The sequence below is a fragment of the Caballeronia sp. GAFFF1 genome (genome assembly GCF_023630705.1).
Classification (GTDB): domain Bacteria; phylum Pseudomonadota; class Gammaproteobacteria; order Burkholderiales; family Burkholderiaceae; genus Caballeronia.
In genome coordinates this window covers 61,951-86,650 of the sequence record NZ_JALQEM010000016.1, presented here as the reverse complement: position 1 = coordinate 86,650, position 24,700 = coordinate 61,951, and the positions used below count along the sequence as shown (strand labels likewise).

General features: G+C 64.8%; 22 protein-coding genes and 5 tRNA genes. 19 read left to right on the top strand and 8 right to left on the bottom strand.

Going from position 1 to position 24,700, the window contains the following annotated elements; translation table 11 throughout:
* Window positions 1-194: 194 nt before the first annotated feature.
* The 7 genes from gltX to NCR37_RS07870 all read left to right on the top strand — a co-directional run bounded on the left by gltX (window position 195) and on the right by NCR37_RS07870 (window position 3,118).
* Window positions 195-1,601, top strand: a complete 1,407-nt coding sequence (gene gltX / locus NCR37_RS07900; RefSeq protein ID WP_250472508.1) for a glutamate--tRNA ligase — start codon at window positions 195-197, stop codon at window positions 1,599-1,601.
* A 138-nt stretch (window positions 1,602-1,739) separates the two neighbouring features.
* Window positions 1,740-1,815 (top strand) — tRNA-Ala (locus NCR37_RS07895).
* 155 nt (window positions 1,816-1,970) lie between these two features.
* Window positions 1,971-2,046: transfer RNA gene (locus NCR37_RS07890), tRNA-Glu, on the top strand.
* A gap of 75 nt (window positions 2,047-2,121) precedes the next feature.
* Window positions 2,122-2,198, top strand: a tRNA-Asp gene (locus tag NCR37_RS07885).
* A 73-nt stretch (window positions 2,199-2,271) separates the two neighbouring features.
* Window positions 2,272-2,347 (top strand) — tRNA-Glu (locus NCR37_RS07880).
* Between the two features lie 75 nt (window positions 2,348-2,422).
* Window positions 2,423-2,499: transfer RNA gene (locus NCR37_RS07875), tRNA-Asp, on the top strand.
* Window positions 2,500-2,644: 145 nt separating this feature from the next.
* Window positions 2,645-3,118 carry a GNAT family N-acetyltransferase gene (locus NCR37_RS07870; protein ID WP_250472507.1) on the top strand — a complete coding sequence of 158 codons (474 nt, stop codon included), beginning with the start codon at window positions 2,645-2,647 and terminating at the stop codon, window positions 3,116-3,118.
* 20 nt (window positions 3,119-3,138) lie between these two features.
* On the opposite strand, the gene NCR37_RS07865 is transcribed toward NCR37_RS07870, so the two are convergent.
* The gene (locus tag NCR37_RS07865; protein WP_250472506.1) at window positions 3,139-3,981 is read right to left on the bottom strand and encodes an AraC family transcriptional regulator; all 843 of its coding nucleotides are present in this window, start codon (window positions 3,979-3,981) and stop codon (window positions 3,139-3,141) included.
* 131 nt (window positions 3,982-4,112) lie between these two features.
* Between NCR37_RS07865 and NCR37_RS07860 the strand changes: the two genes are divergently transcribed.
* Window positions 4,113-4,532, top strand: a complete 420-nt coding sequence (locus tag NCR37_RS07860) for a gamma-glutamylcyclotransferase family protein (protein ID WP_250472505.1) — start codon at window positions 4,113-4,115, stop codon at window positions 4,530-4,532.
* A gap of 93 nt (window positions 4,533-4,625) precedes the next feature.
* On the opposite strand, the gene NCR37_RS07855 is transcribed toward NCR37_RS07860, so the two are convergent.
* Both NCR37_RS07855 and NCR37_RS07850 read right to left on the bottom strand, forming a co-directional pair.
* Complete coding sequence (locus NCR37_RS07855) at window positions 4,626-4,874, bottom strand: hypothetical protein (protein ID WP_250472504.1); 249 nt, start codon at window positions 4,872-4,874, stop codon at window positions 4,626-4,628.
* 273 nt (window positions 4,875-5,147) lie between these two features.
* Window positions 5,148-5,660 (bottom strand): YdcF family protein, encoded by a 513-nt coding sequence (locus NCR37_RS07850; protein WP_250472530.1) that lies wholly within the window; start codon window positions 5,658-5,660, stop codon window positions 5,148-5,150.
* On the opposite strand from NCR37_RS07850, the gene NCR37_RS07845 reads away from it, so the two are divergent.
* Window positions 5,634-5,849, top strand: coding sequence for a hypothetical protein (locus NCR37_RS07845; RefSeq protein WP_250472531.1), 216 nt, complete (start codon window positions 5,634-5,636; stop codon window positions 5,847-5,849). The genes NCR37_RS07850 and NCR37_RS07845 overlap by 27 nt on opposite strands.
* Window positions 5,850-6,144: 295 nt before the next feature.
* Window positions 6,145-6,456: a hypothetical protein gene (locus NCR37_RS07840; RefSeq protein ID WP_159836413.1), complete on the top strand. Its 312-nt coding sequence runs from the start codon at window positions 6,145-6,147 to the stop codon at window positions 6,454-6,456.
* A gap of 168 nt (window positions 6,457-6,624) precedes the next feature.
* Here the strand turns inward: NCR37_RS07840 and NCR37_RS07835 are convergent, their stop codons facing one another.
* Both NCR37_RS07835 and NCR37_RS07830 read right to left on the bottom strand, forming a co-directional pair.
* Entirely contained in the window at window positions 6,625-6,876 is a 252-nt protein-coding gene (locus NCR37_RS07835; protein WP_250472503.1) for a hypothetical protein, read from the bottom strand.
* 184 nt (window positions 6,877-7,060) lie between these two features.
* Window positions 7,061-7,462, bottom strand: coding sequence for a transposase (locus NCR37_RS07830; RefSeq protein WP_035969202.1), 402 nt, complete (start codon window positions 7,460-7,462; stop codon window positions 7,061-7,063).
* A 401-nt stretch (window positions 7,463-7,863) separates the two neighbouring features.
* Here NCR37_RS07830 and NCR37_RS07825 point away from each other — a divergent pair, with 401 nt between their 5' ends.
* From NCR37_RS07825 to truB, 9 genes are all read left to right on the top strand, one after another.
* On the top strand, window positions 7,864-8,763 hold the full coding sequence (locus NCR37_RS07825; protein ID WP_250472529.1) for a LysR family transcriptional regulator: 900 nt from the start codon (window positions 7,864-7,866) through the stop codon (window positions 8,761-8,763).
* A 57-nt stretch (window positions 8,764-8,820) separates the two neighbouring features.
* Complete coding sequence (locus NCR37_RS07820; RefSeq protein ID WP_250472502.1) at window positions 8,821-10,059, top strand: pyridoxal phosphate-dependent aminotransferase; 1,239 nt, start codon at window positions 8,821-8,823, stop codon at window positions 10,057-10,059.
* Window positions 10,060-10,402: 343 nt separating this feature from the next.
* Window positions 10,403-11,362, top strand: coding sequence for an SMC-Scp complex subunit ScpB (gene scpB / locus NCR37_RS07815; RefSeq protein ID WP_250472501.1), 960 nt, complete (start codon window positions 10,403-10,405; stop codon window positions 11,360-11,362).
* Window positions 11,363-11,490: 128 nt separating this feature from the next.
* A complete protein-coding gene (gene rluB, locus NCR37_RS07810; RefSeq protein ID WP_250472500.1) occupies window positions 11,491-13,416 on the top strand; it encodes a 23S rRNA pseudouridine(2605) synthase RluB in 1,926 nt (641 codons plus the stop codon).
* 351 nt (window positions 13,417-13,767) lie between these two features.
* Window positions 13,768-14,226, top strand: a complete 459-nt coding sequence (rimP, locus tag NCR37_RS07805; RefSeq protein ID WP_175940666.1) for a ribosome maturation factor RimP — start codon at window positions 13,768-13,770, stop codon at window positions 14,224-14,226.
* The gene (gene nusA, locus NCR37_RS07800) at window positions 14,223-15,698 is read left to right on the top strand and encodes a transcription termination factor NusA (RefSeq protein ID WP_175940503.1); all 1,476 of its coding nucleotides are present in this window, start codon (window positions 14,223-14,225) and stop codon (window positions 15,696-15,698) included. Before rimP ends, nusA begins: the two co-directional genes overlap by 4 nt.
* 92 nt (window positions 15,699-15,790) lie before the next feature.
* On the top strand, window positions 15,791-18,775 hold the full coding sequence (infB, locus tag NCR37_RS07795) for a translation initiation factor IF-2 (RefSeq protein ID WP_250472499.1): 2,985 nt from the start codon (window positions 15,791-15,793) through the stop codon (window positions 18,773-18,775).
* A 95-nt stretch (window positions 18,776-18,870) separates the two neighbouring features.
* Window positions 18,871-19,248 carry a 30S ribosome-binding factor RbfA gene (gene rbfA / locus NCR37_RS07790; protein WP_175940501.1) on the top strand — a complete coding sequence of 126 codons (378 nt, stop codon included), beginning with the start codon at window positions 18,871-18,873 and terminating at the stop codon, window positions 19,246-19,248.
* Window positions 19,249-20,181 carry a tRNA pseudouridine(55) synthase TruB gene (truB, locus tag NCR37_RS07785; RefSeq protein WP_250472498.1) on the top strand — a complete coding sequence of 311 codons (933 nt, stop codon included), beginning with the start codon at window positions 19,249-19,251 and terminating at the stop codon, window positions 20,179-20,181.
* Between the two features lie 79 nt (window positions 20,182-20,260).
* Here truB and NCR37_RS07780 read toward each other — a convergent pair whose 3' ends face one another.
* The 3 genes from NCR37_RS07780 to NCR37_RS07770 are packed head-to-tail and all read right to left on the bottom strand — an operon-like array spanning window position 20,261 to window position 24,674.
* A complete protein-coding gene (locus NCR37_RS07780; RefSeq protein ID WP_250472497.1) occupies window positions 20,261-21,820 on the bottom strand; it encodes a DHA2 family efflux MFS transporter permease subunit in 1,560 nt (519 codons plus the stop codon).
* A gap of 24 nt (window positions 21,821-21,844) precedes the next feature.
* Window positions 21,845-23,098: an HlyD family secretion protein gene (locus NCR37_RS07775; protein WP_250472496.1), complete on the bottom strand. Its 1,254-nt coding sequence runs from the start codon at window positions 23,096-23,098 to the stop codon at window positions 21,845-21,847.
* A 52-nt stretch (window positions 23,099-23,150) separates the two neighbouring features.
* Window positions 23,151-24,674: an efflux transporter outer membrane subunit gene (locus tag NCR37_RS07770; RefSeq protein WP_250472495.1), complete on the bottom strand. Its 1,524-nt coding sequence runs from the start codon at window positions 24,672-24,674 to the stop codon at window positions 23,151-23,153.
* Window positions 24,675-24,700 lie beyond the last annotated feature (26 nt).

Here is a 24,700-nt window from a genome sequence, read left to right as displayed (position 1 = left end):
GCGCAAGGCGGGCGGCGGGTATAATTTCGGGTCATTGAGCCGGCGCCACACGTGCTTGCATCCCGGCCGATAACCGCTTTCGTGCAAGAGCCAACGGCGCTTTCACGCGCCGCCCGTTCGCCTCTTCGCTCTCTCGCCTGGCCGCTTCTTCCGCCGGGCGAGCGCAATCATTCGAGTACATCGAGAAAACAGCAATGACCCAAGTCCGCACCCGCTTTGCCCCGAGCCCGACCGGCTTCATCCATCTCGGCAACATCCGCTCCGCGCTCTATCCGTGGGCGTTCGCGCGCAAGATGAAAGGGACTTTCGTGCTGCGTATCGAGGATACGGACGTCGAGCGTTCGACAGAGGCGTCCGTCGACGCGATTCTGGAAGGCATGGCGTGGCTCGGCCTCGATTTCGACGAAGGCCCGTTCTATCAGATGCAGCGCATGGACCGTTACCGCGAGGTCGTCGGCCAGATGCTGGAGAAGGGCCTTGCGTACCACTGCTACATGTCGACGGAAGAACTTGACGCGTTGCGCGAGCGGCAGCGCGCCGCCGGCGAAAAGCCGCGCTACGACGGCACGTGGCGTCCGGAACCGGGCAAGACGCTGCCGCCGATTCCGGAAGGCGTGAAGCCGGTGGTGCGCTTCCGCAATCCGCTGACGGGCGTGGTCGCATGGGACGACGCGGTGAAGGGCCGAATCGAGATCTCGAACGAAGAGCTCGACGACCTCGTGATCGCGCGCCCCGACGGCACGCCGACGTACAACTTCTGCGTGGTGGTCGACGATCTCGACATGAAGATCACGCATGTGATCCGCGGCGACGACCACGTGAACAACACGCCACGCCAGATCAACATCCTGCGCGCGCTCGGCGGCGAAACGCCGGTCTATGCGCATCTGCCGACCGTGCTGAACGAGCAGGGCGAAAAGATGAGCAAGCGTCACGGCGCGATGGCGGTGATGGGTTACCGCGATGCCGGGTACTTGCCGGAGGCAGTCGTCAACTATCTGGCCCGGCTCGGCTGGTCGCACGGCGATGCGGAAATTTTCTCGCGCGAGCAGTTCATCGAATGGTTCGATCTGGACCATCTCGGCAAGTCGCCCGCGCAATACGACCACGACAAGCTCAACTGGTTGAACGCGCACTACATCAAGGAAGCGGACAACGCGCGGCTCGCCGGGCTGACGCGGCCGTTCCTGCTGCAAGCCGGTATCGACGCCGCCGCAATCGACAACGGCGCGCCGCTCGATCAGGTCGTCGGGCTGCTGAAGGATCGGGCATCGACGGTGAAGGATATCGCCGACAACGCCGCGATGTTTTATCGCGAGCCCACGATCGAAGCCGACGCGTTCGCGCAGCATGTGACCGACGCAGTGCGGCCGGCGATCGCGGACCTGCGCGCGGCGCTCGAACAAGCCGAGTGGAGCAAGGAGGGCGTTTCGGCTGCATTGAAGGCGACGCTCGGCGCGCACAAGCTCAAGATGCCGCAACTCGCGATGCCGGTGCGCCTGCTCGTCGCGGGCACGACGCATACGCCGTCCATCGACATCGTGCTGATGCTGTTCGGCCGCGATACGGTGCTGCGTCGTCTGGAGCGCGCGGCCGCTTGAGCATAGGCGCGCGCAAGGACGCTGAAGAAGCCCTTGCGCGCGTTCGCGAAGTGATAAGTGAAAAAATTGTCGGTTCTATCACCAGAAGGTATTTACAACTTCAAAAGCGGCCTATAGAATCTCGTTTCTGTTCTGCAAGGGGGTATAGCTCAGCTGGGAGAGCGCTTGCATGGCATGCAAGAGGTCAGCGGTTCGATCCCGCTTACCTCCACCAAGAACAGATGAAGTGATTGCGAAGTTGTTCTCCGGGTTCCGGAAGTCGCAAAAAATACTTCACAAGTAACGCGAAGTTGTTTAGAATTTCGGTCTTCGCTGATTTGCAGCAGTTAATCGGCGAAGCAAGCGGTAAAGACAGAATCACAAGTTTCTGTCCCCTTCGTCTAGAGGCCTAGGACATCACCCTTTCACGGTGAGTACAGGGGTTCGAATCCCCTAGGGGACGCCAGAATCAGGCGGCTGCTAGAAAATGCGCTGTCGGTTTCATGAGGTGACTAGAGCCTCGTGAAGCAAGGAAAGAGCTGGAGCGGTAGTTCAGTTGGTTAGAATACCGGCCTGTCACGCCGGGGGTCGCGGGTTCGAGCCCCGTCCGCTCCGCCAACGTTTTGCGAGCAGGAAATACTCCGGCTGATTAGCCGGTTTTTTTTCGCCGCAGGATTGCAAGAAGTTTGCTGTCCCCTTCGTCTAGAGGCCTAGGACATCACCCTTTCACGGTGAGTACAGGGGTTCGAATCCCCTAGGGGACGCCAGAATCAGGCGGCTGCTAGAAAATGCGCTGTCGGTTTCATGAGGTGACTAGAGCCTCGTGAAGCAAGGAAAGAGCTGGAGCGGTAGTTCAGTTGGTTAGAATACCGGCCTGTCACGCCGGGGGTCGCGGGTTCGAGTCCCGTCCGCTCCGCCAGCTTGTTGTGAAAAATCCAGCCTTCGGGCTGGATTTTTTTTGCCCGTTTTTCGCGTCCCCGGTTTCGGTCTTCTCACCGGCATCGCATTTTCCATTGCCAGCACGCGCGCGCTGTCTTAGTGTGGAGGCACTGTCCCGTGCCTGCATGCGTGCGATGCTCGACCCGACCGAAGACCTCTCGCTCTACCAACTCCGCCAGGCGACGATGGCCGACTTCGCCTTCGCCGAGGCCCTCACGCACGACAACATGGTCGGTTATTACCGGCGACACAATCTTGTCTGGCGCGGCGACCTGTTTCTTTCGAGCTGGCGCGAGTCCGAGAACTTCATCCTGCAGGCGGACGGCGTGCCTATCGGCGTCATGCGCGTGACCGAAGAAGACAACTCCCTGCATATACGCGACGTGCAGATCGCGCCGGGTTACCGGGGACGAGGCGCGGGCACGTTTCTGCTGAACACGGCGCATCGCTGGGCGCGGGCCCGCGGGCTGGCCGAATGCCAACTGCGCGTTTTCGTCGACAACCCGGCGGCGCGTCTTTATATGCGGCTCGGCTATCGTCCGGCCGGCCCCAGGCTGGCCCAGCTCGGCGCCATTCGACATATGGTCCGGCGCGTCTGATCCGACGCGCGGACGCTGCATCAGACGCCGCGCGTGTCGTGCTTATCGCGCTCGTCGCTGGCGTCGCGGGCGAAGAACGCCCGCGGACTTTCGCCGAAGGCACGGCGAAACATCGCCGAAAACGCGCTCTGGCTCTGATACCCCAGCTCACGCGCGACCTGCGCGAGCGGCCGGCCCTGACTCAGCAAAGGAATGGCGCGTGCCAGCACGGCCTGCTGCCGCCACTGCGAGAAGCTCACGCCGAGTTCGCGTCTGAACAGGCGCGCGATGGTGCGCGTGCTCGCGCCGGCTTCCGACGACCAGCGTTCGAGATCGGAGTGCGAAGGGTCCGCGAGCACCGCGTCGCAGAGCGCGCGCAGGCGCTTCTCGTTCGGCATCGGCACGGAGAGCGGCAGCGGCTGCGACCGGATGATCTCGTCCAGAGCTAGCGTGCCGAGCAGGCGCTCGCGCTCACGCGTGATCGACGCTTCGTCCAGCGCCGCGATCACCTCGCGCAACAGTGGCGACACTTCCACCACGCGGCACGCGCCGAGCCCGGCCGGCACGACGCTCGCGTCCACATAGAGCGTGCGCAGATACGCATCTTCCACGATTAGCACCTCGTGCGTGACGTTCGGCGGCACCCAAATGGCGCGCGAGGGCGGCACCATCCACGTCGAATCAGCGGTTGCGACGCGCAGCACGCCCCGCGACGTGTAGGCGACTTGCGCCCACGGATGCGTATGCAGCGCGATCCGCACGCCATAGGGCACCGGGCGCGAGCGAACGCGGATCGGATGGTCGAGCGTCGGCGAGTGCTCGACGGGAATGTCGAGGTGTTCGACCTGCTCGAAAGGCGGGCGTGGATCGGCGAACGTGGGCATGGCGGCTCGTCGGGCGGCCGACCTGGCCGCGATCCGCCGATCTTAACCGAAGGGAGCCGCGAGTCCGTCGGCGCTTTATTGGGCGGCGATAATGCGCATCTCGGCGACTAGCGAAAGGAGCGGTTCCTTCGATGCAATATGTTTTCGTGTACGGCACGCTGCGCGCGGGCGAAATCAATGACATCAATCGCGCGGCTGAGCGCAGCGGGATCGCGGCGCCGCAATGGATCGGCACGGCGCACGCGCGTGGCCGGCTCTACGATTTCGGCGCTTATCCCGGCCTCGTTCTCGACGAGGAGGGCGGAACACCGGTCAAAGGAGACGTTTATCGCATCGAGGATGCGCTCGTCGCCGTGCTGGACGAGATCGAGGAAGTGTATCCGGGCGTCGAGGGACTGTTTCGCGCGCACCGGCTGCATGTGGATGTCGAACTAGACGGCGAGGCGACGCATGTCGATTGCCTCATCTATCCGGTAACCGCGAGTGCGGTGCAGGGCTTGCCGCGCATCGAGGGCGGCGACTGGGTGGCGCATCGCGCAGCGCGCGGCTGATCGCCCGTACGACGGTTCTCGCCGTCATCGCGTTCATGCACTGCGATGACGGCGCGGCGCGACCCGCCAGAAGCAGGCCGGCGACACAGGTCCTTACTCGGCCGAATGCTGCATCGACTTGCCGTGCGACTTCTTGTGATGACCCGACTTGTGCATGGTGCTCGATTGATCCATCTGCATGTTTTGCATGCTGGATTGCTGCGATTGCAGATTCTGCGCGCGCGATTCGATGTCCGCGATCCGTGCGGGATCGGTGCTCATCGTCACGCCTTGTTCGCTCTGCGCGTAGGCCGATGCGACCGCGCTCAGGGACAACAGAACAGCCAGGGACACTTTCTTCATTGTTACCTCCTAGTAGCAGTTGAACCCGGGAATCGCCTGTCCGATCCGGTTGGAAAGACAGATACATCAGAGCAAAAATCGCTCCCGCCTGGCTTTGGGCGCGCATCCGTGACGGAATGCGCGTACGCCTGACTGCGTCCATCATAGGCCGAGATCAGGTCAGCGGTGTGTCGGACGACGATACCGGCCCGGCCATGCCAGCCGGAGCGGAATCATACCGGCGCGCACAGGTACTTTCCAGTCCTGATTATTTTGGTATACGCCGGTGATGCGCTAGTACAGGTGCAGCCAGCGCCAGACGTGAAAACGCGCGAGCCCGACCAGCTCGTGCAGCGCAAGCTCGCTGTTCTCCAGGCTTCTGTATCGCGGCAATAACGTCAGCCGATTCTCACGCACATCCGAGACATAGGGCTGCGGCTCGTAGCCGAACGCTTCGAAGGCTCGGACCGAACGTCGCATGTGATACGCGGACGTGATGACGATCAAAGCAGTGTCATGGGCGTTGCCTAAGATGGCGGCTACGTTCTGCGCGTTCTGGTACGTGTTGAGGCTCTTGTTCTCGCGCGTCAGATCGGCCGGTGCGACGCCCTGGGCCAGGACATACGGCGCGTAGTTGTCGGCTTCGGCCTGTCCGTGGTGTTGGGGATCGCCGCCGCTCAGGATCACGCGGCACGAAGCGCCGGTGTCCCGGCATTGCCGATACACCCGCGCCGCCGCGGCGATGCGCGGCACCGAATCGCTCTTCGGCACGAGTTGGCCATGACGCCGGTCCGTGCCCCCGCCCATCAAGACGATGGTGGTTTTCGGCGCGAAGGAGGGCGGTATGGTTTCTTCGTAGCCGTGCTGCGCGATGCGCAGCAGCGGCCTCGCGAGCCAACCGCTCCCGAGGCCCCAGGCGAGCAGCAGGGTGATGATGACAATCGCCGCACGAAGGCGCTTGCAAAACGCAAACAATGCAAAAAAAAGCAGCAATAAAGTAAATAGAACCAATTTAATTGGAGTAACGTATTGGTTTCAGGGCAATTTGCTCCGTCATCGCGTGGTCAGAGCGCATCGGCGGTTGTCGCAGGAAAGCGCGCGATCAGCGCGCTCTCAACGGGGGCTTTTAATAGAAAGCAGCACCTAGCGCAAGCGGCGGCCAAACATTCAGGCAGCGAACGCTCGAATCGTTCGCCCGCGTGAAATTCGGCGCGCCGCGTTTAGTCGACGTCGCGGACCGTCTTGCGACCGTCACGAGCGTCGTCACGGCTGCACAGGAAGAAAAAACGAGATGACCACGTATTCCAACGAAGCGGTACTCGAAGCACTTCGCCGGGCGCAGTATCGTCAAGTTCCGTGGGCGAAACGCCCCAAGGGTTTCGACCACCTTCGCGCCCTCGGGCTGCTCGAGCTCGCGCGGCAACGCACCGTCGCGCCAGCGCCGGGATTTCATGCGCCGGTCGATATCGCCGTCGTCACCGAGCGAGGAAAACAGGAGTTCACGCGGCTCTCGCGCGATGAGCGTTCCATCGACTGGGATTTACGACGCACCGAACCATATATCTTCGGTGGCCACGAAGCGGTGCTCGAAGCCAGAATTTGAGGCGACGCGCGCAGCGCAAGAGCGCGTGAAGTCCGGTCGAAAAAAAGCCCGTGTCCGAGGACACGGGCAGACCGGATTCCACTGTTGCCATGCTGTGCTCATGGCACTGGGTGTGACTGCTGCCGACTCGCCGGGTTCCGCGCGAATCGCGCCTCGTTGCCCAAAGATTCAGTGATGCGGCGAGCGGTCGTCGCGGTCGTTGTCCGGCCGAGCGCGCACGTTGCTCGCAATGTCGCCGCGCAAATCGCCGCGCGGCGCAGGCGGCGTCGCGGCGCGGGCGCGCGCGGCGTCGGGCGACGCGGGCGCCGCCGTCTTCGCGCTGAGGTGCAGATCGGATGCAGGCGGCTGCGCGTGAGCAACGGACGCCGCGCCGGCGAGCCCCGCCAAGACGCCACGCACGAGCAGTGTCGAAACCTTCATGAGAGTGTCCTGAAGCCCTGATCGGACCTGTTGGGTCACTCGTCACGCTAAGCCTCGATTCGTCGCGGCGCTGTAAGCAATCGTAAAGAGTTGTATCGCGCAAGGAACCGCGCGAGGTGGGCAAAACAACGCCGGAAAGCGATCGAAGCCGGCAGAACCGGCTTCGACGTGTGATGCAGTAGGCTCAGGCCATCTTGGCCGGCGCGCGCCACGATTCGGGATTGGTCCAGAACGCGCCGCGCAGTCGATCGCGGCTCGGCGGAGCCGGCGGCTTCACCGCGCTCGATCCGATACGCCCGCGCAGCGACACCTCGCGGCCGTTGCTCGACAGACGCTTCACGATTTCCGCGAGCGTGCCATCGGCCTGCCATTCGTCGAAGCGACGGCGGCAGGTGGGGGGCGAGGGATAACGGCCCGGCAGCTTCGACCAGCCTTCGCCCGTCGACAGCACCCACAGCACGGCGTTGACCACCGACCGCGCTTCGACGCGCGGCCGGCCGCGCCGCTCGCTGCGCGCGGGCTCGGAACAGAACAACGCCTCAACCAGCGCCCACTCGTTATCTCTCAAATCGTCGAACAGCACCATATCTCACCTCAGCGAAGCTAACCCCGGTGCGCTGCCCCGCGCCGCGCACTCTGGTCGAATCCGATGAACGAATCCAGGGAAGGCCGAAGCGGCTGCGGCAAACCAGTTTCCGATACGTCCGCTGTGCTTCGACCTCTGTGCGCAATGAAATGCGAGAACCATGCCATGCACGTCGCGAAATCCGCGAAACCCGCATGGCAGTAGGCTGACGCGATGCCAGCATGGCCCGTATCAGACCCGAATCCGATTGATTAAGAAATCGGGAAAATCACCAATCCTGTGCAGGAAGCCCTCCCGGCGTGCGTTTCGATCCGTTTGCTGCACCGCAGCGAAACGGTTGTGATGGCCTATAATTTCGCATGAGACCATGCTTTTCATGAATCGCTGGAATGAACGCCTCCCTGAACGTGACGTTGCGCCAACTGCGCGTCTTTATTGAAGTGTCGCGGCTGCGCAGCTTCAGCCGCGCCGGCGCTGAGATCGGCTTGACGCAGTCAGCGGTGAGCCGCTCCGTGCGCGAGCTGGAGAGCGAAATCGGACTGAAACTGATCGACCGGACCACGCGCGAAGTGCAACTGACCGATGTCGGCATGGATCTCGTCGGCACCGTGTCGCGCCTGCTCGCGGATCTGGACGAGGCCCTGCGCGAAGCGCGCGATCTGGGGCAGCAGCGTCGCGGCCGGGTGATCGTCGCGGCGAGCCCCACGATCGCGTGCCGGCTGATGCCGCGTGTGATCGCGTCGTGCTCGCGACAGTTTCCGCTCGTCACGCTCAGCCTGCGGGACGACGTCCAGTCAGACGTGCTTCGCAAGGTGAAGTCGGGCGAAGTGGATTTCGGCGTCGTGATCGGTCCGTTCTCCGCAGACGATCTGCATGGCGAAGCCGTGATGACCGATTCCTTCTGCCTTGTCGCGCGGCGCGATCATCCTCTCGCGCACGAACGCGCCGCGCCCTGGGAGGCGCTCGCGGGCGAGCGGCTCGTCATGCTGGACTACGCATCGGGCAGCCGTCCGATTATCGATGCCGTCATGCAGCAGCACGGTGTCGAGGCGCAGGTGGTGCAGGAACTCGGTCATTCGGCGACCGTGTTCGGGCTGGTGGAAGCGGGCGTCGGCGTGAGCGTGCTGCCGTGGCTTGCGTTGCCGTTGCCGGCGGATTCGTCGCTCGTCGCGCTGCCGCTCGAACCGCGCGCCGAACGCACGGTGGAACTGGTGCGGCGGCGCGACCGCTCGCTGTCGCCGGCGGCGCAGTCGGTCTGGTCGCTGATCGCGGGGCTGCCGCGACGCGCCGAAGAGCTGTGAAGGCCGCGCTTTTTATCGCGCTCGCGTTAGACTTGTTCCTTTTCGACGGAGCGGGCGATGAGTGAATCGGAAGGCGCGGTAATCGCTGAATTGGGCGGCTTGACGGCGCAGACGCACGCGGGCGGCGCGCCGAACGCGCGCGACGCCGTGCGGGCGTTGCGTCCCTCGCAGATTCGCGAAGTCGCGAACGCCGGATTCGGCGTGCCGGACGTGCTGCCGTTCTGGTTCGGCGAATCGGACCGGGTCACGCCCGAATTCATTCGCGATGCGGCGAGCCGCGCGCTCGCCGACGGCGCGACGTTCTACACGCACAATCTGGGCATCGCGCCGCTGCGCGAGGCGCTCGGCCGCTACGTCAGCGCGCTGCACGGCGCGACGCCCGCCGATCACATCGCAGTGACGAGCGCGGGCGTGAACGCGCTGATGCTTGCCGCGCAACTCGTCGCGGGCGCGGGCGACCGCGTGGTCGCGGTGACGCCGCTGTGGCCGAACCTCGTCGAGATTCCGAAGATTCTCGGCGCGACGGTCGAAACGGTCTCGCTGACCTACGGCGAGCGCGGATGGACGCTCGATCTGGACCGGCTGCTCGCCGCGCTCACGCCGTCCACGCGCATGCTGATGATCAACTCGCCGAACAACCCGACCGGCTGGACGATGACGCGCGACGAGCAGCGCATCGTGCTCGACCATTGCCGGCGCCACGGCATCTGGATCGTGGCGGACGAGGTCTACGAGCGCCTGTATTACGGTTCGGGCGCGAACGTGGCGCCGTCTTTCCTCGATCTTGCAGATCGCGACGAGCGCGTGATCGCGGTCAATTCGTTCTCGAAGGCGTGGCTCATGACCGGCTGGCGGCTCGGCTGGCTGGTCGCGCCCGCGCGCCTGATGGACGATCTCGGCAAGCTCGTGGAGTACAACACGTCGTGCGCGCCGTCGTTCGTGCAGCAGGCGGGCATCGTCGCAGTGGAACAGGGCGAGCCGTTCACGCAATCGCTTGTCGCGGACCTGCGCGCGAGCCGCGATCATCTGGTGAACGCGCTGCAGCGTATAGAAGGGGTCGACGTGCGCGCCCCCGACGGTGCGATGTACCTGCTCTTCTCGCTGCCGGGCGCCGAGCGCAGCCTGGAACTGTGCAAGGCGCTGGTGAAAGAGGCGGGACTCGGGCTCGCGCCGGGCAGCGCATTCGGCGCGGAAGGCGAAGGCTTCGTGCGCTGGTGCTACGCCTGCGACCCGGCACGCCTCGACGTGGGCGTCGAACGCCTGCGGCGCTTTTTGTCGGCGCAAGGCGCGAAGTAAGGGCCGCGCGAGGATTGAATCAGCGGCAAGTGAGTCGAGCGGGGCGTAATCGATCACCTTTACGCCCCGGTTCTTTTTGCGTAATATGGCGCTCAGTCACGCGCTTTCGCCTAGGAAAGCGCCACCTCGTCCGGCTGGGATGGCCCGGCGATTCGCTCACCGATCGCCCATTGTCGCCTCTCCCCGGTGCGTGCTCCCAATCAATATGACCGATTACAATCGGGCGAGCGCGTCTTGAAACTCCGCGTCCAGCTGCATCGTGCGCACCGCTTCGGTGACGTTCGAACTCGCTCAGGCTCGTTTTGAACCGGATCATTGACCATTAAGGGTTGACCCAAGCTGCATGAATACCCAAGAGGCGAAAATCGTCCTCGAGACTGCTTTGATCTGCGCGCAGGAACCGCTGCGGGTGAGTGAATTGCGCAAGCTCTTCGCCGAGGACATTTCGGCCGATACGGTGCGCACGCTGCTCGAAGGACTACAGGCTGATTGGTCGGGGCGCGGCGTCGAGCTGGTGGCGCTTGCGTCGGGATGGCGCTTCCAGAGCAAGCCCGCCATGCGGACTTATCTCGACCGGCTCAATCCCGAAAAGCCGCCGAAATACTCGCGGGCAGTGCTCGAAACGCTCGCCATTATTGCTTATCGGCAGCCGGTCACGCGCGGCGATATCGAAGAGATTCGAGGCGTGACGGTGAATACGCAGGTGGTGAAGCAACTGGAAGATCGCGGGTGGATCGAGGTCATCGGACATCGCGACGTGCCCGGCCGGCCCGCGCTGTACGCCACGACCAAGCAGTTCCTCGACGACCTCGGCCTGACCGCGCTCGACGAACTGCCGGCGCTGGACAACCCGTCGGCGCAATTCGAGGCGTCGCTGCTCGCGCAGCATTCGATCGAGTTTGCGGACGGCGCAGCCGCGCAGTCATCTCCCGGCGAAACCGCGGTGGACGGCACGATGGCCGTCGCGCATCCGGCAGAAGCGATCCTGACGAACGCCGCGCCGGAAGCCGCGATGCCGGAAATCACCGACATGACGGACGCTGCGCCGGGCGAAGCATCCGAGGCCGGAACGCTTCGTGCGGGCGAAAAGACGGACGGGCCCGCGCTTACCGAGGTCCGCCTGATGCCTGCGCCCGATGCATCCGATTCAGAAGAAGCGCCTGCGCTGGCCGACGCAGGCGACGCTGGCACACATCGAGAACACGATGCGACCGACGCCCGCCCATCGAGCGGCGTCGAACTGAACGACGCCGACCTGAACGACGGCGAATCCGACGAAGAACCGAAGGCGCGCCGCGCCTGACGCAATTGCATGGCCCCTGATTCAACCGGCTCTCGATAAAACATCACGTCGAAGACGACGAGCCGGACCGGTCAGCGGAAATTTTTGACGCGCCCGCCAAGGGTGCGCATTCGACATTTGAGGTTGTTTTGACACACTCCCACGACAGCGATTCGCCCGAATCCGCGCGCCCCGTGCATGGCGCGGACGCCCATGAGTCGGCCGATGCCGGCGAACGCACGCGCACCGACGAGAGCGCCGAGGGCGACGATCGTCCGCGCCGCGGCCTGCGCCGCGGTCCGCGCAGTCTGATCGCACGACGCCGGGCTGTCGCCAAGACCAAGGGCGCGGATGGCGCGCCGGACGCCGCGACCGAAGCACCGCAGCCGGACGGCGCCGCCGCCGCGCAGGCGCGCGCGCCGCGCGCGGAAGCGGGCGCGAAGGCGCCGCGAAAGCCGGCAGCGAAGCGTGACCCTAAGCGTGACCCCAAGCGCGACACGGCGGACGACCAGCAGGACGCCGCGCGGCAAAGTGGCCGCAAGCGAGGGCGTCGCGATGACGGAGAAGTCGCCGTGGAAGCGTCCGTCGAAGCGGCAGCATCCGCGCCGCGTGAGGGCGGCCAGCGCAAGACCGCGCCGCAAAAGCGTGAACGGCAGCCGCGCAGCGGCAAGCGCAACGATGCAGGCCCGGCGACGGTCGAGAGCGCGGCCGCCGCCGCCGTCGACGACGTCTTCGCGTACGTCACGTCCCCGGCATTCGACGCGGACAACGGCTCGGCGGGCGTGCGCGCGCCGATGCTGCGCCGTGGCCGCAACGCGCCCCAGCAAAAGCGCGTGCTGGAACCGGACGACGACGCCCCGAAGCTGCACAAGGTGCTGGCCGACGCCGGCATGGGATCGCGGCGCGACATGGAGGAATTGATCATCGCGGGGCGCGTGTCGGTGAACGGCGAGCCCGCGCACATCGGGCAGCGCATCATGCCGACCGACCAGGTGCGCATCAACGGCAAACCGCTCAAGCGCAAGCTCGCGAGCAAGCCGCCGCGCATCCTGCTGTATCACAAGCCGACGGGCGAGATCGTCAGTCACGCGGACCCGGAAGGCCGTCCGTCCGTGTTCGACAAGCTCCCGTCGATGAAGACGGCGAAGTGGCTCGCGGTCGGCCGGCTCGACTTCAATACGGAAGGGCTTCTGCTGCTGACCACCTCCGGCGATCTGGCGAACCGGTTCATGCACCCGCGCTATAGCGTCGAGCGTGAATATGCGGTGCGCGTCGTCGGTCAGTTGTCCGAGGGAATGAAGCAGAAGCTGCTCAAAGGCGTGGAGCTCGACGACGGCCCGGCCAACTTCCTGCGCATCCAGGACGGCGGCGGCGAAGGCACGAACCATTGGTACCACGTCGCGCTGGCGGAAGGCCGCAATCGCGAAGTGCGCCGCATGTTCGAGGCGGCGGGGCTCATGGTCAGCCGACTCATCCGCACCCGCCACGGTCCGATCGCATTGCCGCGCGGGCTCAAGCGGGGTCGCTGGGAAGAGCTGGAAGACAACCAGGTGCGCAGCCTGATGGCGGCGGTCGGCCTCAAGGCGCCGACGGCCGAAAAGGGCGGACGCAGCGCCGCGCCGCGCGTTCAGCCGGATCCGATGCAGACGTCGATGGGCTTCATCACGCGCGAGCCGGTCTTGAGCTCGCACTTGCGCGCGGCGCAGACGCCGGCGCGCGGCGGCCGCCGCGGCGGCGCGGGCGGGCTTCCCGGCGCGTTCGGCGCGAGCGGGATGGGCGGCTTCGGCGGCAACACGGGCAATACCGGCAACGCCGGCGGCCCGGGCCGGCGAGGCGGCCGTGAGCCGAACGGCAACCGCATCGGCAATGAGCCGAGTGGCAATCGCGCGAACGGCGCCCGCTCGGGACAGCGCAATGCGCGCGGACAGGGTCCGCAAGGCATGAACGGGCCGGCCAAGCGTCCGGCGGGCGGCAACGGCACGCGCGGCAACCGTCAGGGCGGCGGGCAGCAAGGCGCGGGGCAAGGCAAGGCGGGCGCCGGACGCGGCCCGCGCAACCGCACGCGCGGGCGTTGAACGCGCGTTGACGCGTCGTTTCGGTCGGTCGCGGGTGCGCCTGCGGCCGATCCACCGAAAAAGGCGTCGCCGAGCCATCGGTATAAAGCAAAAAAGCATGCGAACTGGCACGAAACGGGTCCGATCGCGGGCATTACGTTTGCGTTTATCCCGAAAAATGGCTAAAATCACGGAGTCGCTGGGCACATAGTTTTTGCACTGCCCGGGTGCGACCTCGGTTGAAAAAGATGGGCGTTGCGCCCATTTTTTTTTGGCTTTTTGGTTCGGCATCTCGGGAGCAGGGGTGCGCCCAGTCAAGGCGCTCGCCCGCAGGTGTTTCGCGGCGCGGGCGCGAAACACCTTGGAGTAACTGTGCAACTGACGGAACTGATTGAAACCACGGTCTCGAGCCTGGGCTACGAGCTTGTCGATCTCGAACGTTCGGGAGGCGGCATGCTGCGTATTTATATCGACCAGCCGGCCGGTATCGCCATCGAAGACTGCGAGAAAGTCACGCGTCAGCTTCAGTATGTGCTCGAAGTCGAAAACGTCGATTACGACCGCCTCGAAGTGTCGTCGCCGGGGCTCGACCGCCCGCTCAAGAAGCTGGCCGACTTCGAGCGCTTCGCCGGCAACGAAGCCGTCATCACATTGAAAAAGCCGCTGGACGGGCGCAAGTCGTTCCGCGGCGTTCTGCACGCCCCCGAGGGCGACAAGATCGGTTTGGAATTCGAAGGGAAGGACGGCGCCGCGATGCTCGATTTCACGCTCGCGGACCTCGATAAAGCACGTCTCGTCCCCAAAGTTGACTTTAGGAGCCGCAAACAATGAGTCGCGAAGTTTTGATGCTGGCGGATGCGCTGGCGCGCGAAAAAAACGTCAACAAGGACGTGGTGTACGCAGCTCTGGAGGCTGCGCTTGCTTCGGCAACGAAAAAGCTGTTCGAGGAAGATGTCGATATCCGCGTCGCGATCGACCGTGAAAGCGGCGAGCACGAGACGTTCCGCCGCTGGCGCGTGGTGCCGGACGAGGCCGGCCTTCAAGAGCCGGACCAGGAAATTCTGCTGTTTGAAGCGAAAGAGCAAAAGCCTGACGCGCAAGTGGACGACTATATCGAGGAACCCATTCCGTCGATCGAATTCGGCCGCATCGGCGCGCAGGCTGCCAAGCAGGTCATTTTGCAGAAGGTGCGCGACGCCGAGCGCGAGCAGATCCTGAACGACTTCCTCGAGCGCGGCGAAAAGATCATGACCGGCTCGGTCAAGCGTCTGGACAAGGGCAATTTCATCGTCGAGTCCGGCCGCGTGGAAGCGCTGCTGCGCCGCGACCAGCTGATTCCGAAGGAAAACCTGCGCGTGGGCGACCGCGTGCGCGCGTACATCGCGAAGGTCGACCGCACGGCGCGCGGTCCGCAGATCGAACTGTCGCGCACCGCGCCCGAATTCCTGATGAAGCTCTTCGAACTCGAAGTGCCGGAAATCGAGCAAGGGCTGCTGGAAATCAAGGCGGCCGCGCGCGATCCCGGCGTGCGTGCGAAAATCGGGGTGATCGCCTACGACAAGCGCATCGACCCGATCGGAACGTGCGTGGGCATCCGCGGTTCGCGCGTGCAGGCCGTGCGCAACGAGCTCGGTGGCGAGAACGTCGACATCGTGCTATGGTCGGAAGACCCCGCGCAGTTCGTGATCGGCGCCCTCGCGCCGGCAGCCGTTCAGTCGATCGTCGTCGATGAAGAAAAGCATTCGATGGACGTCGTCGTGGACGAGAGCGAACTCGCGGTCGCCATCGGCCGCAGCGGCCAGAACGTTCGACTCGCCAGCGAGCTCACCGGCTGGCAGATCAATATCATGACGCCGGACGAATCGGCGCTGAAGCAGAACGAAGAGCGCGGCAAGTTGCGCAATCTGTTCATGGCGCGTCTGGATGTGGACGAGGAAGTCGCCGACATCCTGATCGACGAAGGCTTCACGAGCCTCGAAGAAATCGCCTATGTGCCGCTCAACGAGATGCTCGAAATCGAAGCGTTCGACGAAGACACCGTGCACGAGCTGCGCAACCGGTCGCGTGACGCGCTGCTCACGATGGCGATTGCCAACGAGGAGAAGGTCGAAGGCGTCGCGCTCGATCTGAAGAGCCTCGAAGGCATGGACAACGAGCTTCTCGCGAAGCTCGCGGAGCATCAGATTCAGACCCGCGACGACCTCGCGGAGCTGGCAGTAGATGAACTGGTCGAGATGACCGGGATGGAAGAGGATAACGCTCGCGCGTTGATCATGAAAGCACGTGAACACTGGTTCCAGTGAGAAATGACCATGGCGCACTGAAATATCGCGGCCAGTTCGGCCGCATGACCCGATCTAACCGCAAGGACTGATCCTTGCATCAAGAGGAATGAATGGCGAGTAACAACGTAGCCCAATTTGCCGCGGAACTCAAAATGCCTGCGGGCGTGCTGCTCGAGCAGTTGCAGGCGGCTGGCGTCCAGAAAGCGAGCGCGAACGACGACCTGTCCGAGACGGACAAGGCGCGTCTGCTCGATCATTTGCGCAAGTCGCACGGGTCCGCCGATGCCGACAAGCGCAAGATCACTCTGACCCGCCGGCATACGTCGGAAATCAAGCAATCCGACGCAACGGGTAAGGCTCGCACCATTCAGGTCGAGGTGCGCAAGAAGCGTGTGTTCGTGAAGCGCGACGAGGCCGGCATCGAGCAGCCGGCAGAGACGCCGAATCAGGTCGAAGACGAAGTCGACGAGGCCGAACTGCAGCGCCGCGAGGAAGAAGCGCGCCGCGCCGCGGAGCAACTCGAGCGCGAAGAGCGCGAGTTGAAGGAGCGTCAGGCGCGTCTCGAACAGGAAGAAGCGGAGCGTCGTGCCCGCGAGGAAGCGGCTGAAGCCGAGCGTCGCCGCCAGGAAGCGGAAGCCGAGCGCCGCGCGCAGGCCGCCGCGCAGGCCGCGGAGATTTCGCGCGCCGCGCAGGCAGCGCGTCAGGAAGCCCGCGCGCCGGTCGCTGCCGAGGTGAAAGCCGAGGCCAAGCCGCCGAAACAGGACGATACGGCCCAGCGCGAAGCCGCCGAAAAGGCAGCCGAAGAAAAGGCGGCGAGCGAACGCGCCGCCCAGCGCGAAGCCGCGAAGAAGGCGGAAGACGCCGCGCGCGAAGCCGCCGAGAAGGCGCGTCTCGAACAGGAAGCCATCGCGAAGCGTCGTGCAGCGGCGGAAGCCGAAGCGCGCGCCATTCGCGAGATGATGAACACGCCGCGCAAGGCGCAGGTCAAGGCGCCGGAACCGGCGCCTGCGGCGAAGCCCGCCGAAGCGGCCAAGGCTGCCGAAGCGAAGGGCACGCTGCACAAGCCGGCGAAACCCGAAGGCGCGCAAGCCGCGCGACCGGCTGCCGCGAAGAAGCCGGCGCCTGGCGCGGCAGCGCCCGCCACGACGGCGCCGACCGGCGACAAGAAGAAAGCCGGCGGCAAGGGCGGCTGGCAGCAGGACGACGCATCGAAGCGCCGCAGCATCAAGACGCGCGGCGACACGAGCGGCGGCGTCGATCGCGGCTGGCGCGGTGGTCCGAAGGGCCGTGGCAAGCATCAGGAACAGACGTCGTTCCAGGCGCCGACCGAGCCGATCGTCCGTGAAGTGCACGTGCCGGAAACCATCTCGGTGGCCGATCTCGCGCACAAGATGTCGGTGAAGGCTTCGGAAGTCATCAAGGTGATGATGAAGCTCGGCCAGATGGTCACGATCAACCAGGTGCTGGACCAGGAAACGGCGATGATCGTCGTCGAGGAACTGGGCCACCGCGCGGTCGCGGCGAAGCTGGACGATCCCGAGGCGTTGCTCATCGAAGGCGAAGCCGCCGAGGAAACGGCAGAGCGTCTGCCGCGTCCGCCGGTCGTCACCGTCATGGGCCACGTCGACCACGGCAAGACCTCGCTCTTGGACTACATTCGTCGCGCGAAAGTGGCGGCGGGCGAAGCGGGCGGCATCACGCAGCATATCGGCGCGTATCACGTCGAAACGCCGCGCGGCGTCATCACCTTCCTGGATACGCCGGGTCACGAGGCCTTCACGGCCATGCGTGCGCGCGGCGCGAAGGCAACCGACATCGTCATTCTGGTGGTCGCAGCCGACGACGGCGTGATGCCGCAGACGAAGGAAGCGATCGCGCACGCGAAGGCGGGCGGCGTGCCTATCGTCGTGGCGATCAACAAGATCGACAAGCCCGAGGCGAACTCGGACCGCGTGAAGCAGGAACTGGTCGCGGAAGGCGTGGTGCCGGAAGAGTACGGCGGCGATTCCCCGTTCATCGAAGTGTCGGCGAAGACCGGCAAAGGCATCGACGATCTGCTGGAAAACGTGTCGCTGCAAGCGGAAGTGCTGGAATTGACCGCTCCGGTCGACGCCGGCGCGAAGGGCCTCGTGATCGAAGCGAAGCTCGACAAGGGCAAGGGCCCGGTCGCGACCATTCTGGTGCAGTCGGGCACGCTGAACCGCGGCGACGTGGTTCTCGCGGGCAGCGCCTATGGCCGCGTGCGCGCCATGCTGGACGAAACCGGCAAGCCGACGAAGTCCGCTGGTCCGTCGATCCCGGTGGAAATCCAGGGTCTGTCGGAAGTGCCGGCGGCGGGCGAAGAAGTCATCGTGTTGCCGGACGAGCGCAAGGCGCGCGAAATCGCGCTGTTCCGTCAGGGCAAGTTCCGCGACGTGAAGCTCGCCAAGCAGCAGGCCGCGAAGCTCGAGAACATGCTGGAGCAGATGGGCGAAGGCGAAGTGCAAAACCTGCCGCTCATCGTCAAGGCGGACGTGCAGGGTTCGCAAGAAGCCCTCGTACAGTCGCTGCAGAAGCTCTCGACCGGCGAAGTGCGCGTGCAGATCGTGCACAGCGCGGTCGGCGCGATCAGCGAGTCGGACGTCAACCTGGCGACCGCGTCGAAGGCGGTCATCATCGGCTTCAACACGCGTGCGGATGCGCAAGCCCGCAAGCTGGCCGAATCGAACGGCATCGACATTCGCTACTACAACATCATCTACGACGCAGTGGATGAGGTGAAGGCGGCCATGTCCGGCATGCTCGCGCCGGAGAAGCGCGAGACGGTGACGGGCACGGTCGAGGTGCGTCAGGTCATTCGTGTGCCGAAGGTCGGTCTGATCGCGGGTTGTATGGTCACGGACGGTTTCGTGAAGCGCACGTCGTCGGTTCGCGTGATCCGCAACAACGTCGTGATCCACACCGGCGAGCTGGATTCGCTGAAGCGGTTCAAGGACGACGTCAAGGAAGTGCGTCAGGGCTTCGAGTGCGGTATCTCGATCAAGAACTTCAACGACATCGTCGAAGGCGATCAACTGGAAGTCTTCGAAGTGACGGAAGTGGCTCGCACGCTGTAATGCATTAGTACGCCGAGCTCGAGGCGGAGCGGGCCTGAGGGCTCGCTCCGCCTTTTTCTTTGGCGCGGCGATAGAGAAGGGAAGGAACCAAGATCATGGCTAAAAGACGGACGTCCACGAATCGCAACGTGCAGATTGCGGACCAGATTCAGCGCGATCTCTCGGAACTGATGCGCGAGGTGAAGGACCCGCGTATCGGCCTCGTCACGATGCAGAGCGTCGAGCTGACGCCCGACTACGCGCACGCGAAGGTCTATTTCACGACGCTCACGGGCGACCCGAAGCAGACCGAAGAGGCGCTCAACCACGCGGCCGGTCATCTGCATAACCTGCTGTTCAAGCGCCTGCACATTCATACGGTGCCGACGCTGCATTTCCACTACGACAAGACGATCGAGAAGGCCGTCGAGATGTCGCGCCTGATCGACGAAGCCAATGCGACGCGCGCCAAAGACGACGAAGAAGGTGCGTGAGTGAAAGGCGGTCCGAAGATCCCGCGCCGCGCGCTCGACGGCGTGTTGCTGCTGGACAAGCCGCTCGGTTTGTCGAGCAACGACGCGCTCATCAAGGCGAAGCGCCTTTATCTGGCGAAGAAGGCGGGTCACACGGGCACGCTCGATCCGCTTGCCACCGGTCTTTTGCCGCTGTGCTTCGGCGAGGCGACGAAGTTCTCGCAAGACCTGCTCGAAGCGGACAAGACGTACGAAGCGACGATGCGCCTCGGCATTCGCACGACGACGGGCGACGCCGAAGGCGAGGCTGTCGAGACGCGCGACGTCCTGTGCGACGAAGCGGCCGTCGAAACGGCGATGCAGCGGTTTCTCGGCGAAATCGTTCAGGTGCCGCCGATGTATTCGGCGCTCAAGCGCGACGGCAAGCCGCTCTACGAATACGCCCGCGCCGGGCAGACGGTCGAGCGCGAAGGCCGTCACGTCACGATCCACGCGTTGAAAACGATCGCCTGCGCGCTGCCGCTCGTGACGTTTCGCGTGACGTGCAGCAAGGGCACGTATGTGCGGACGCTGGCGGAAGATATCGGCGAGGCGTTGGGCTGCGGCGCGCATTTGACGGCGCTGCGTCGCACCGGAGTCGGCGCGTTGACGCTGGAAGGCGCGGTGACGCTGGATGCGTTAGCCGCTGCGACCGAGCCGGAGCGCGATGGCTGGTTGCGTCCGGTCGATGCGCTGCTGTCGACGTTCCCCGCTGTGCATCTGCACGACGACGCGACGCGGCGCTTCAGGCACGGTCAGCGGCTGCGCCTGGATGAACTGTGCGAACCGGCATCCGTTTGGCAGGCTGAGGACACGCGAGTGCGCGTCTACGACGATGCGGGAAAGCTGCTCGGCGTCGCGCGAGCAGCGGAGGGCGTGCTCGCCCCTGAGCGGTTGGTGGTGAGCGGGTCTTGATCGACCGCCGCAAGTGCATCCACAAACGAAAAGGAGAGGCTAGCGCCTCTCCTTTTTCATTTCCGCCGATGCAATTCGCTCAATGCGCCGCCGATGCCGCCGCCGCCGAATCGCCGCCGCCCGAGCGCTCGGGACGCGTAATCCAGATCAGCGCGATCAGCGCCACGAAAATCCCGGCCGAAATATAGAACATGTCGTTCACGCCGAGCTGCGCGGCCTGCTGCGTCGCCATGCTGTTGAAGAGCCCGTAGGTCTGCTCCTTCGACATGCCGAGCGCGCTCATCTGCTGCATGGAATTGGCGAAGGTCGGATTGTACGAGTTCGCCTGTTCGACCAGTTGCGCATGGTGCACGATCGACCGATGTTCCCACGCCGTCGAGAAGATGGACGTGCCGATGCCGCCGCACATGATCCGCACGAAGTTCGACAAGCCCGACGCCGCCGGAATGCGATGCCCCGGCAACCCTGACAGCGTGATCGACACGAGCGGAATGAAGAAGCCCGCCATGCCGATGCCCTGAATGAGCGTCGGCAGCGTCAGCGACCATGTATCGACGCCGGTCGTGTAGCGCGAACGCATCCAGAAGCACAGCGCGAACACGAGGAACGCGGCCGTCGCGATGCGACGCGGGTCCGTGCGCGGCAGGAACTTGCCCGTGATGGGCGAAAGCAGAATGGCGAACACGCCGACCGGCGCCATCACTAGCCCGGCGTTCGTCGCCGTGTAGCCGATGTCCGTCTGCAGCCACAGCGGCAGGAGCACGAGATTGCCGAAGTACAGCCCGTAGCCGATCGACAGCGCAATGGTGCCGCCCGTGAAGTTGCGCAGTTCGAAGAGCGACAGGTCGACGACCGGATGCTCCGCCGTCAGCTCCCACACGATGAAGAACGCGAACGAAATCACCGCGATCAGCGCCAGCACGACGATGGTCGTCGAGTTGAACCAGTCGAGGTCCTTGCCCTTGTCGAGCATGATCTGCAAGGAGCCCACCCAGATCACGAGCAGCCCGAGGCCGACCGTGTCGATAGGCGCCTTGCGAATCGCGGAATCGCGGTCGCGGAAGATGGCGAACGTGGCGAGCGCCGCCGCGAAGCCGACCGGGATGTTCACGTAGAAGATCCAGGGCCACGAGATGTTGTCGGAGATCCACCCGCCGAGCACCGGTCCCGCGACCGGCGCGATGAGCGTGGTCATCGACCACATCGAGAGCGCCATCGGTGCCTTCTCGCGCGGATAGCTCGCGAGCAGCAGCGTCTGCGACAGCGGAATCATCGGCCCGGCGACCGCGCCCTGCAATACGCGCGCGGCCAAGAGGAACGGCAGCGTCGGCGCGAGGCCGCACAGCCACGACGCGAGCACGAACAGGATGATCGAGCCGAGGAACAGGCGCACTTGTCCGAACCGCTGCGTGAGCCAGCCCGTGAGCGGCACCGAGATCGCGTTGGCGACTGCGAAGGACGTGATGACCCACGTGCCTTGGTCGGACGACACGCCGAGATCGCCCGAAATCGACGGAATCGAGACGTTCGCGATCGACGTGTCGAGCACGTTCATGAACACCGCGAGCGACACGGCGATCGTCCCGATGACGAGCTTGCCGCCCGAAAGCGGCGGATGGACGACGTTAGCTTGAGACATGTGTTGGTTCCGCGAAGCGGCCGCTTACATCAGTTTGGCGGCCGACGCGGACTTCGTCGCGTTGCCGCGCGAAGCCGCGGGCGAGCCCGTGCCTTGCGTACCCGCGCCGTTGCCGGCGTTCTGCTGGATGATGCGCGCGATTTCCGCGTCGGCCTGGGCGCCGTACTTGTCGAACACGTTCGTCTGATAGACGGTGTTCGGCACGTTGCCCAGCTGGCCGCCTTGCTCGTCCTTGATGGTGACGTCGACGTTCATCGAGAGGCCGATACGCAGCGGATGCTGCTCCAGTTCCTTCGGATCGAGTTCGATACGCACCGGCAGGCGCTGCACGACCTTGATCCAGTTGCCGGTCGCGTTCTGCGCGGGCAGCAGCGAGAACGCCGAACCCGTGCCGGCCGAGAAGCCGATCACCTTGCCGTGGAACACGACGCCCGAGCCGTAAAGGTCGGCCGTGAGCTCGACCGGCTGGCCGATGCGCATGTGCTTCAGTTGTACTTCCTTGAAGTTCGCGTCGACCCACACGCCGTTGAGCGGCACGATGGCCATCAGCGGATTGCCCGGCGCGACGCGCTGGCCGACCTGCACCGAACGCTTCGCGACGTAGCCCGTGACCGGCGCGGGCAGCGTGTTGCGCGCGTAGTTGATGTACGAGTCGCGCACCTTCGCGGCTGCGGCGAGCACGTTCGGATGGTCCGCGATAGTCGTGTTCGCCGTCAGCGACCGGTTCGAGGCCAGTTCCTGCTGCGCGGCGTCGAGCGCGGCCTGCGCGCTGCGCACGGCGTCGCGTGCGTGCGAGATTTCTTCCTGCGAGACCGCGCCCGTCTGGGCAACCGTCAGGCGGCGGCGCAGGTCGTCCTGCGCGCGGGACAAGTCCGACTTGCGCAGCGCGACTTGCGCTTCGTACTGGTTGTTATTGACGAAGAACGTGCGAACCTGCCGCACCGTCTGCGCGAGATTCGCTTCCGCCTGGTCGAGCGCGACTTTGGAATCGGCCGGATCGAGCGCCACGAGCGGATCGCCGACCTTCACGGTCTGCGTGTCGTCGGCGTTCACGGATACCACGGTGCCGACTACTTGCGGCGTGATCTGCACGACGTTGCCGTTGACGTACGCGTCGTCCGTCGACTCGTGGAAGCGGGCGACGAGGAAGTAGTACAGGCCGTATGCAATCGCGGCGATGAGAATGACGAGGACGATCAGCGTCATCAGCATGCGGCGCTTGCCACTGCTCTGCTTCGGCGCAGGCGCGTTGGCGGCGGTTTGTTGAGGGTCGCTCATGAAGGGCTCCGAAAATTCCGTGTTGGTCTTGTTGCGTGTTCTTTCGAGTCGCTCAGTGCGACGGCGCGGCTTGATCTGCGGCCTGCCGTTGCCCGCTGCCGTCGATGGCGAGGTTCGTGCTCGTCGCGTCGAAACCGCCGCCGAGCGAACGAATCAGCGCAATCTGCAGGTCGCTGCGCTTCAGGCGCAGGTTCGTCACCGTCTGCTCGTTCGCGAGGCGATTTTCGTCCGCCGTGAGCACTTGCAGTTGCGGCGAGAGGCCGGCCTTGTAGCGAATTACCGCCAACTGATAGGCGCTTGTCGCAGCGGCGAGCGCGCGTTGCGCGTCGGCCATCTGCCTGTCGAGCGAGCGGATCGCGGAGATGTTGGTCGCCACGTCGTTCAGCGCGTTCACGAGCGTCTGATTGTAGTTGGCGACGACATTATCGAAATCCGCGTAACGGCCTTTCAGCTGGGCGCGCAGCGCGCCGGCATCGAAGATCGGCAGGTGAATGGCCGGTCCCGCCTGAATCTGCCGGCTGCTCGCCATCAGAAAGCGGCTCCATCCGAACGCGTCGAAACCGAAGCTCGCCGCGAGATTGATGTCGGGGAAGAACTCGGCCTTCGCTTCCGCGATGTCATGCGTGGCCGCTTCGACCTGCCAGCGCGCCGCGACGATGTCCGGGCGGCGCGAGATGAGGTCGGCCGGCACGTTGTCCGGCAGCGTCACGTTGACGTTCGGATCGATCACCGGATTCGCAATCTGCAAGCCGCGGTCCGGGCCCTTGCCGAGCAGCGCCGCGAGCTGATAGCGCACCGACTGGATCTGTCCGTCGAGTTCGCTCAGGTTCGTCTGGCTCGTCGCCACGTTGCCTTCGGCAGTGCGGCGTTCGACGTTCGTATCGAGGCCCGCGGTCACGCGTCCGCTCGTGATGCGGCCGACGTCCTGGCGATTGGCGATCTCGCGCTGCGTGACGTCGCGCAGCGCGTAGAGCAGGGCGAGCTGGTTATACGTGCGCGCCACGGACGCCGCGAGCGTCACGCGCGCCTGCTGCATGTCCGCCTCGGCCGCCTTCTGTTGCGAGACGGCCATGTTCAGGCGCGAGCGGTTCTTTCCCCACAGGTCCAGGTCCCACGACGCGCTGGCGAGTACGTTGTTCTCGCTGAACCAGGTGCCGCCGTAGGGCGGCGGAAAGAGCGCGTTGGCCGAGTACAACTCGCGCGTCCATGAATACTGGGCGTTCACGTGCGGATAGAGCGTCGAGCGCGAGCTTTCGATATACGACGACGCCTTCGCGATGCGCGCCTGCGCCTGCGCGATGCTCGGATTGTCCGCGACGGCTTCGTCGATCAGTTGCGGCAACTGCGGGTCGCCGAACTGCTTTGCCCAGTCGAGGCTCGGCCACTGGCCGCCTTGCCCCGGCACGCTCTGCGTCGACTGCAAGGCGTCGGGCGTGGTGATCTGCTTGTCGCTCGAGATGCCCGCGTAATTCGCGCAGCCTGCGACCGCGAGGGCGGCCACGGCGGCCGCCACGGCGCTCTTCGCGCCGCGCAGGGCGCTTGTCGGCCTGCACGCGGACAAGGAAAGGTGTTTCATCGCTCGTCTCTTGAGATGAGTGTTAA

What these genes read in the sequence shown, in the direction of transcription:
- gltX (WP_250472508.1), top strand. Translation starts at nt 195, where the DNA reads ATGACCCAAGTCCGCACCCGCTTTGCCCCGAGCCCGACCGGCTTCATC.
- NCR37_RS07870 (WP_250472507.1), top strand. Translation starts at nt 2,645, where the DNA reads ATGCGTGCGATGCTCGACCCGACCGAAGACCTCTCGCTCTACCAACTC.
- NCR37_RS07865 (WP_250472506.1), bottom strand. Translation starts at nt 3,981, where the DNA reads ATGCCCACGTTCGCCGATCCACGCCCGCCTTTCGAGCAGGTCGAACAC.
- NCR37_RS07860 (WP_250472505.1), top strand. Translation starts at nt 4,113, where the DNA reads ATGCAATATGTTTTCGTGTACGGCACGCTGCGCGCGGGCGAAATCAAT.
- NCR37_RS07855 (WP_250472504.1), bottom strand. Translation starts at nt 4,874, where the DNA reads ATGAAGAAAGTGTCCCTGGCTGTTCTGTTGTCCCTGAGCGCGGTCGCA.
- NCR37_RS07845 (WP_250472531.1), top strand. Translation starts at nt 5,634, where the DNA reads ATGACGCCGGTCCGTGCCCCCGCCCATCAAGACGATGGTGGTTTTCGG.
- NCR37_RS07850 (WP_250472530.1), bottom strand. Translation starts at nt 5,660, where the DNA reads ATGGGCGGGGGCACGGACCGGCGTCATGGCCAACTCGTGCCGAAGAGC.
- NCR37_RS07840 (WP_159836413.1), top strand. Translation starts at nt 6,145, where the DNA reads ATGACCACGTATTCCAACGAAGCGGTACTCGAAGCACTTCGCCGGGCG.
- NCR37_RS07835 (WP_250472503.1), bottom strand. Translation starts at nt 6,876, where the DNA reads ATGAAGGTTTCGACACTGCTCGTGCGTGGCGTCTTGGCGGGGCTCGCC.
- NCR37_RS07830 (WP_035969202.1), bottom strand. Translation starts at nt 7,462, where the DNA reads ATGGTGCTGTTCGACGATTTGAGAGATAACGAGTGGGCGCTGGTTGAG.
- NCR37_RS07820 (WP_250472502.1), top strand. Translation starts at nt 8,821, where the DNA reads ATGAGTGAATCGGAAGGCGCGGTAATCGCTGAATTGGGCGGCTTGACG.
- scpB (WP_250472501.1), top strand. Translation starts at nt 10,403, where the DNA reads ATGAATACCCAAGAGGCGAAAATCGTCCTCGAGACTGCTTTGATCTGC.
- nusA (WP_175940503.1), top strand. Translation starts at nt 14,223, where the DNA reads ATGAGTCGCGAAGTTTTGATGCTGGCGGATGCGCTGGCGCGCGAAAAA.
- infB (WP_250472499.1), top strand. Translation starts at nt 15,791, where the DNA reads ATGGCGAGTAACAACGTAGCCCAATTTGCCGCGGAACTCAAAATGCCT.
- rbfA (WP_175940501.1), top strand. Translation starts at nt 18,871, where the DNA reads ATGGCTAAAAGACGGACGTCCACGAATCGCAACGTGCAGATTGCGGAC.
- NCR37_RS07780 (WP_250472497.1), bottom strand. Translation starts at nt 21,820, where the DNA reads ATGTCTCAAGCTAACGTCGTCCATCCGCCGCTTTCGGGCGGCAAGCTC.
- NCR37_RS07775 (WP_250472496.1), bottom strand. Translation starts at nt 23,098, where the DNA reads ATGAGCGACCCTCAACAAACCGCCGCCAACGCGCCTGCGCCGAAGCAG.
- NCR37_RS07770 (WP_250472495.1), bottom strand. Translation starts at nt 24,674, where the DNA reads ATGAAACACCTTTCCTTGTCCGCGTGCAGGCCGACAAGCGCCCTGCGC.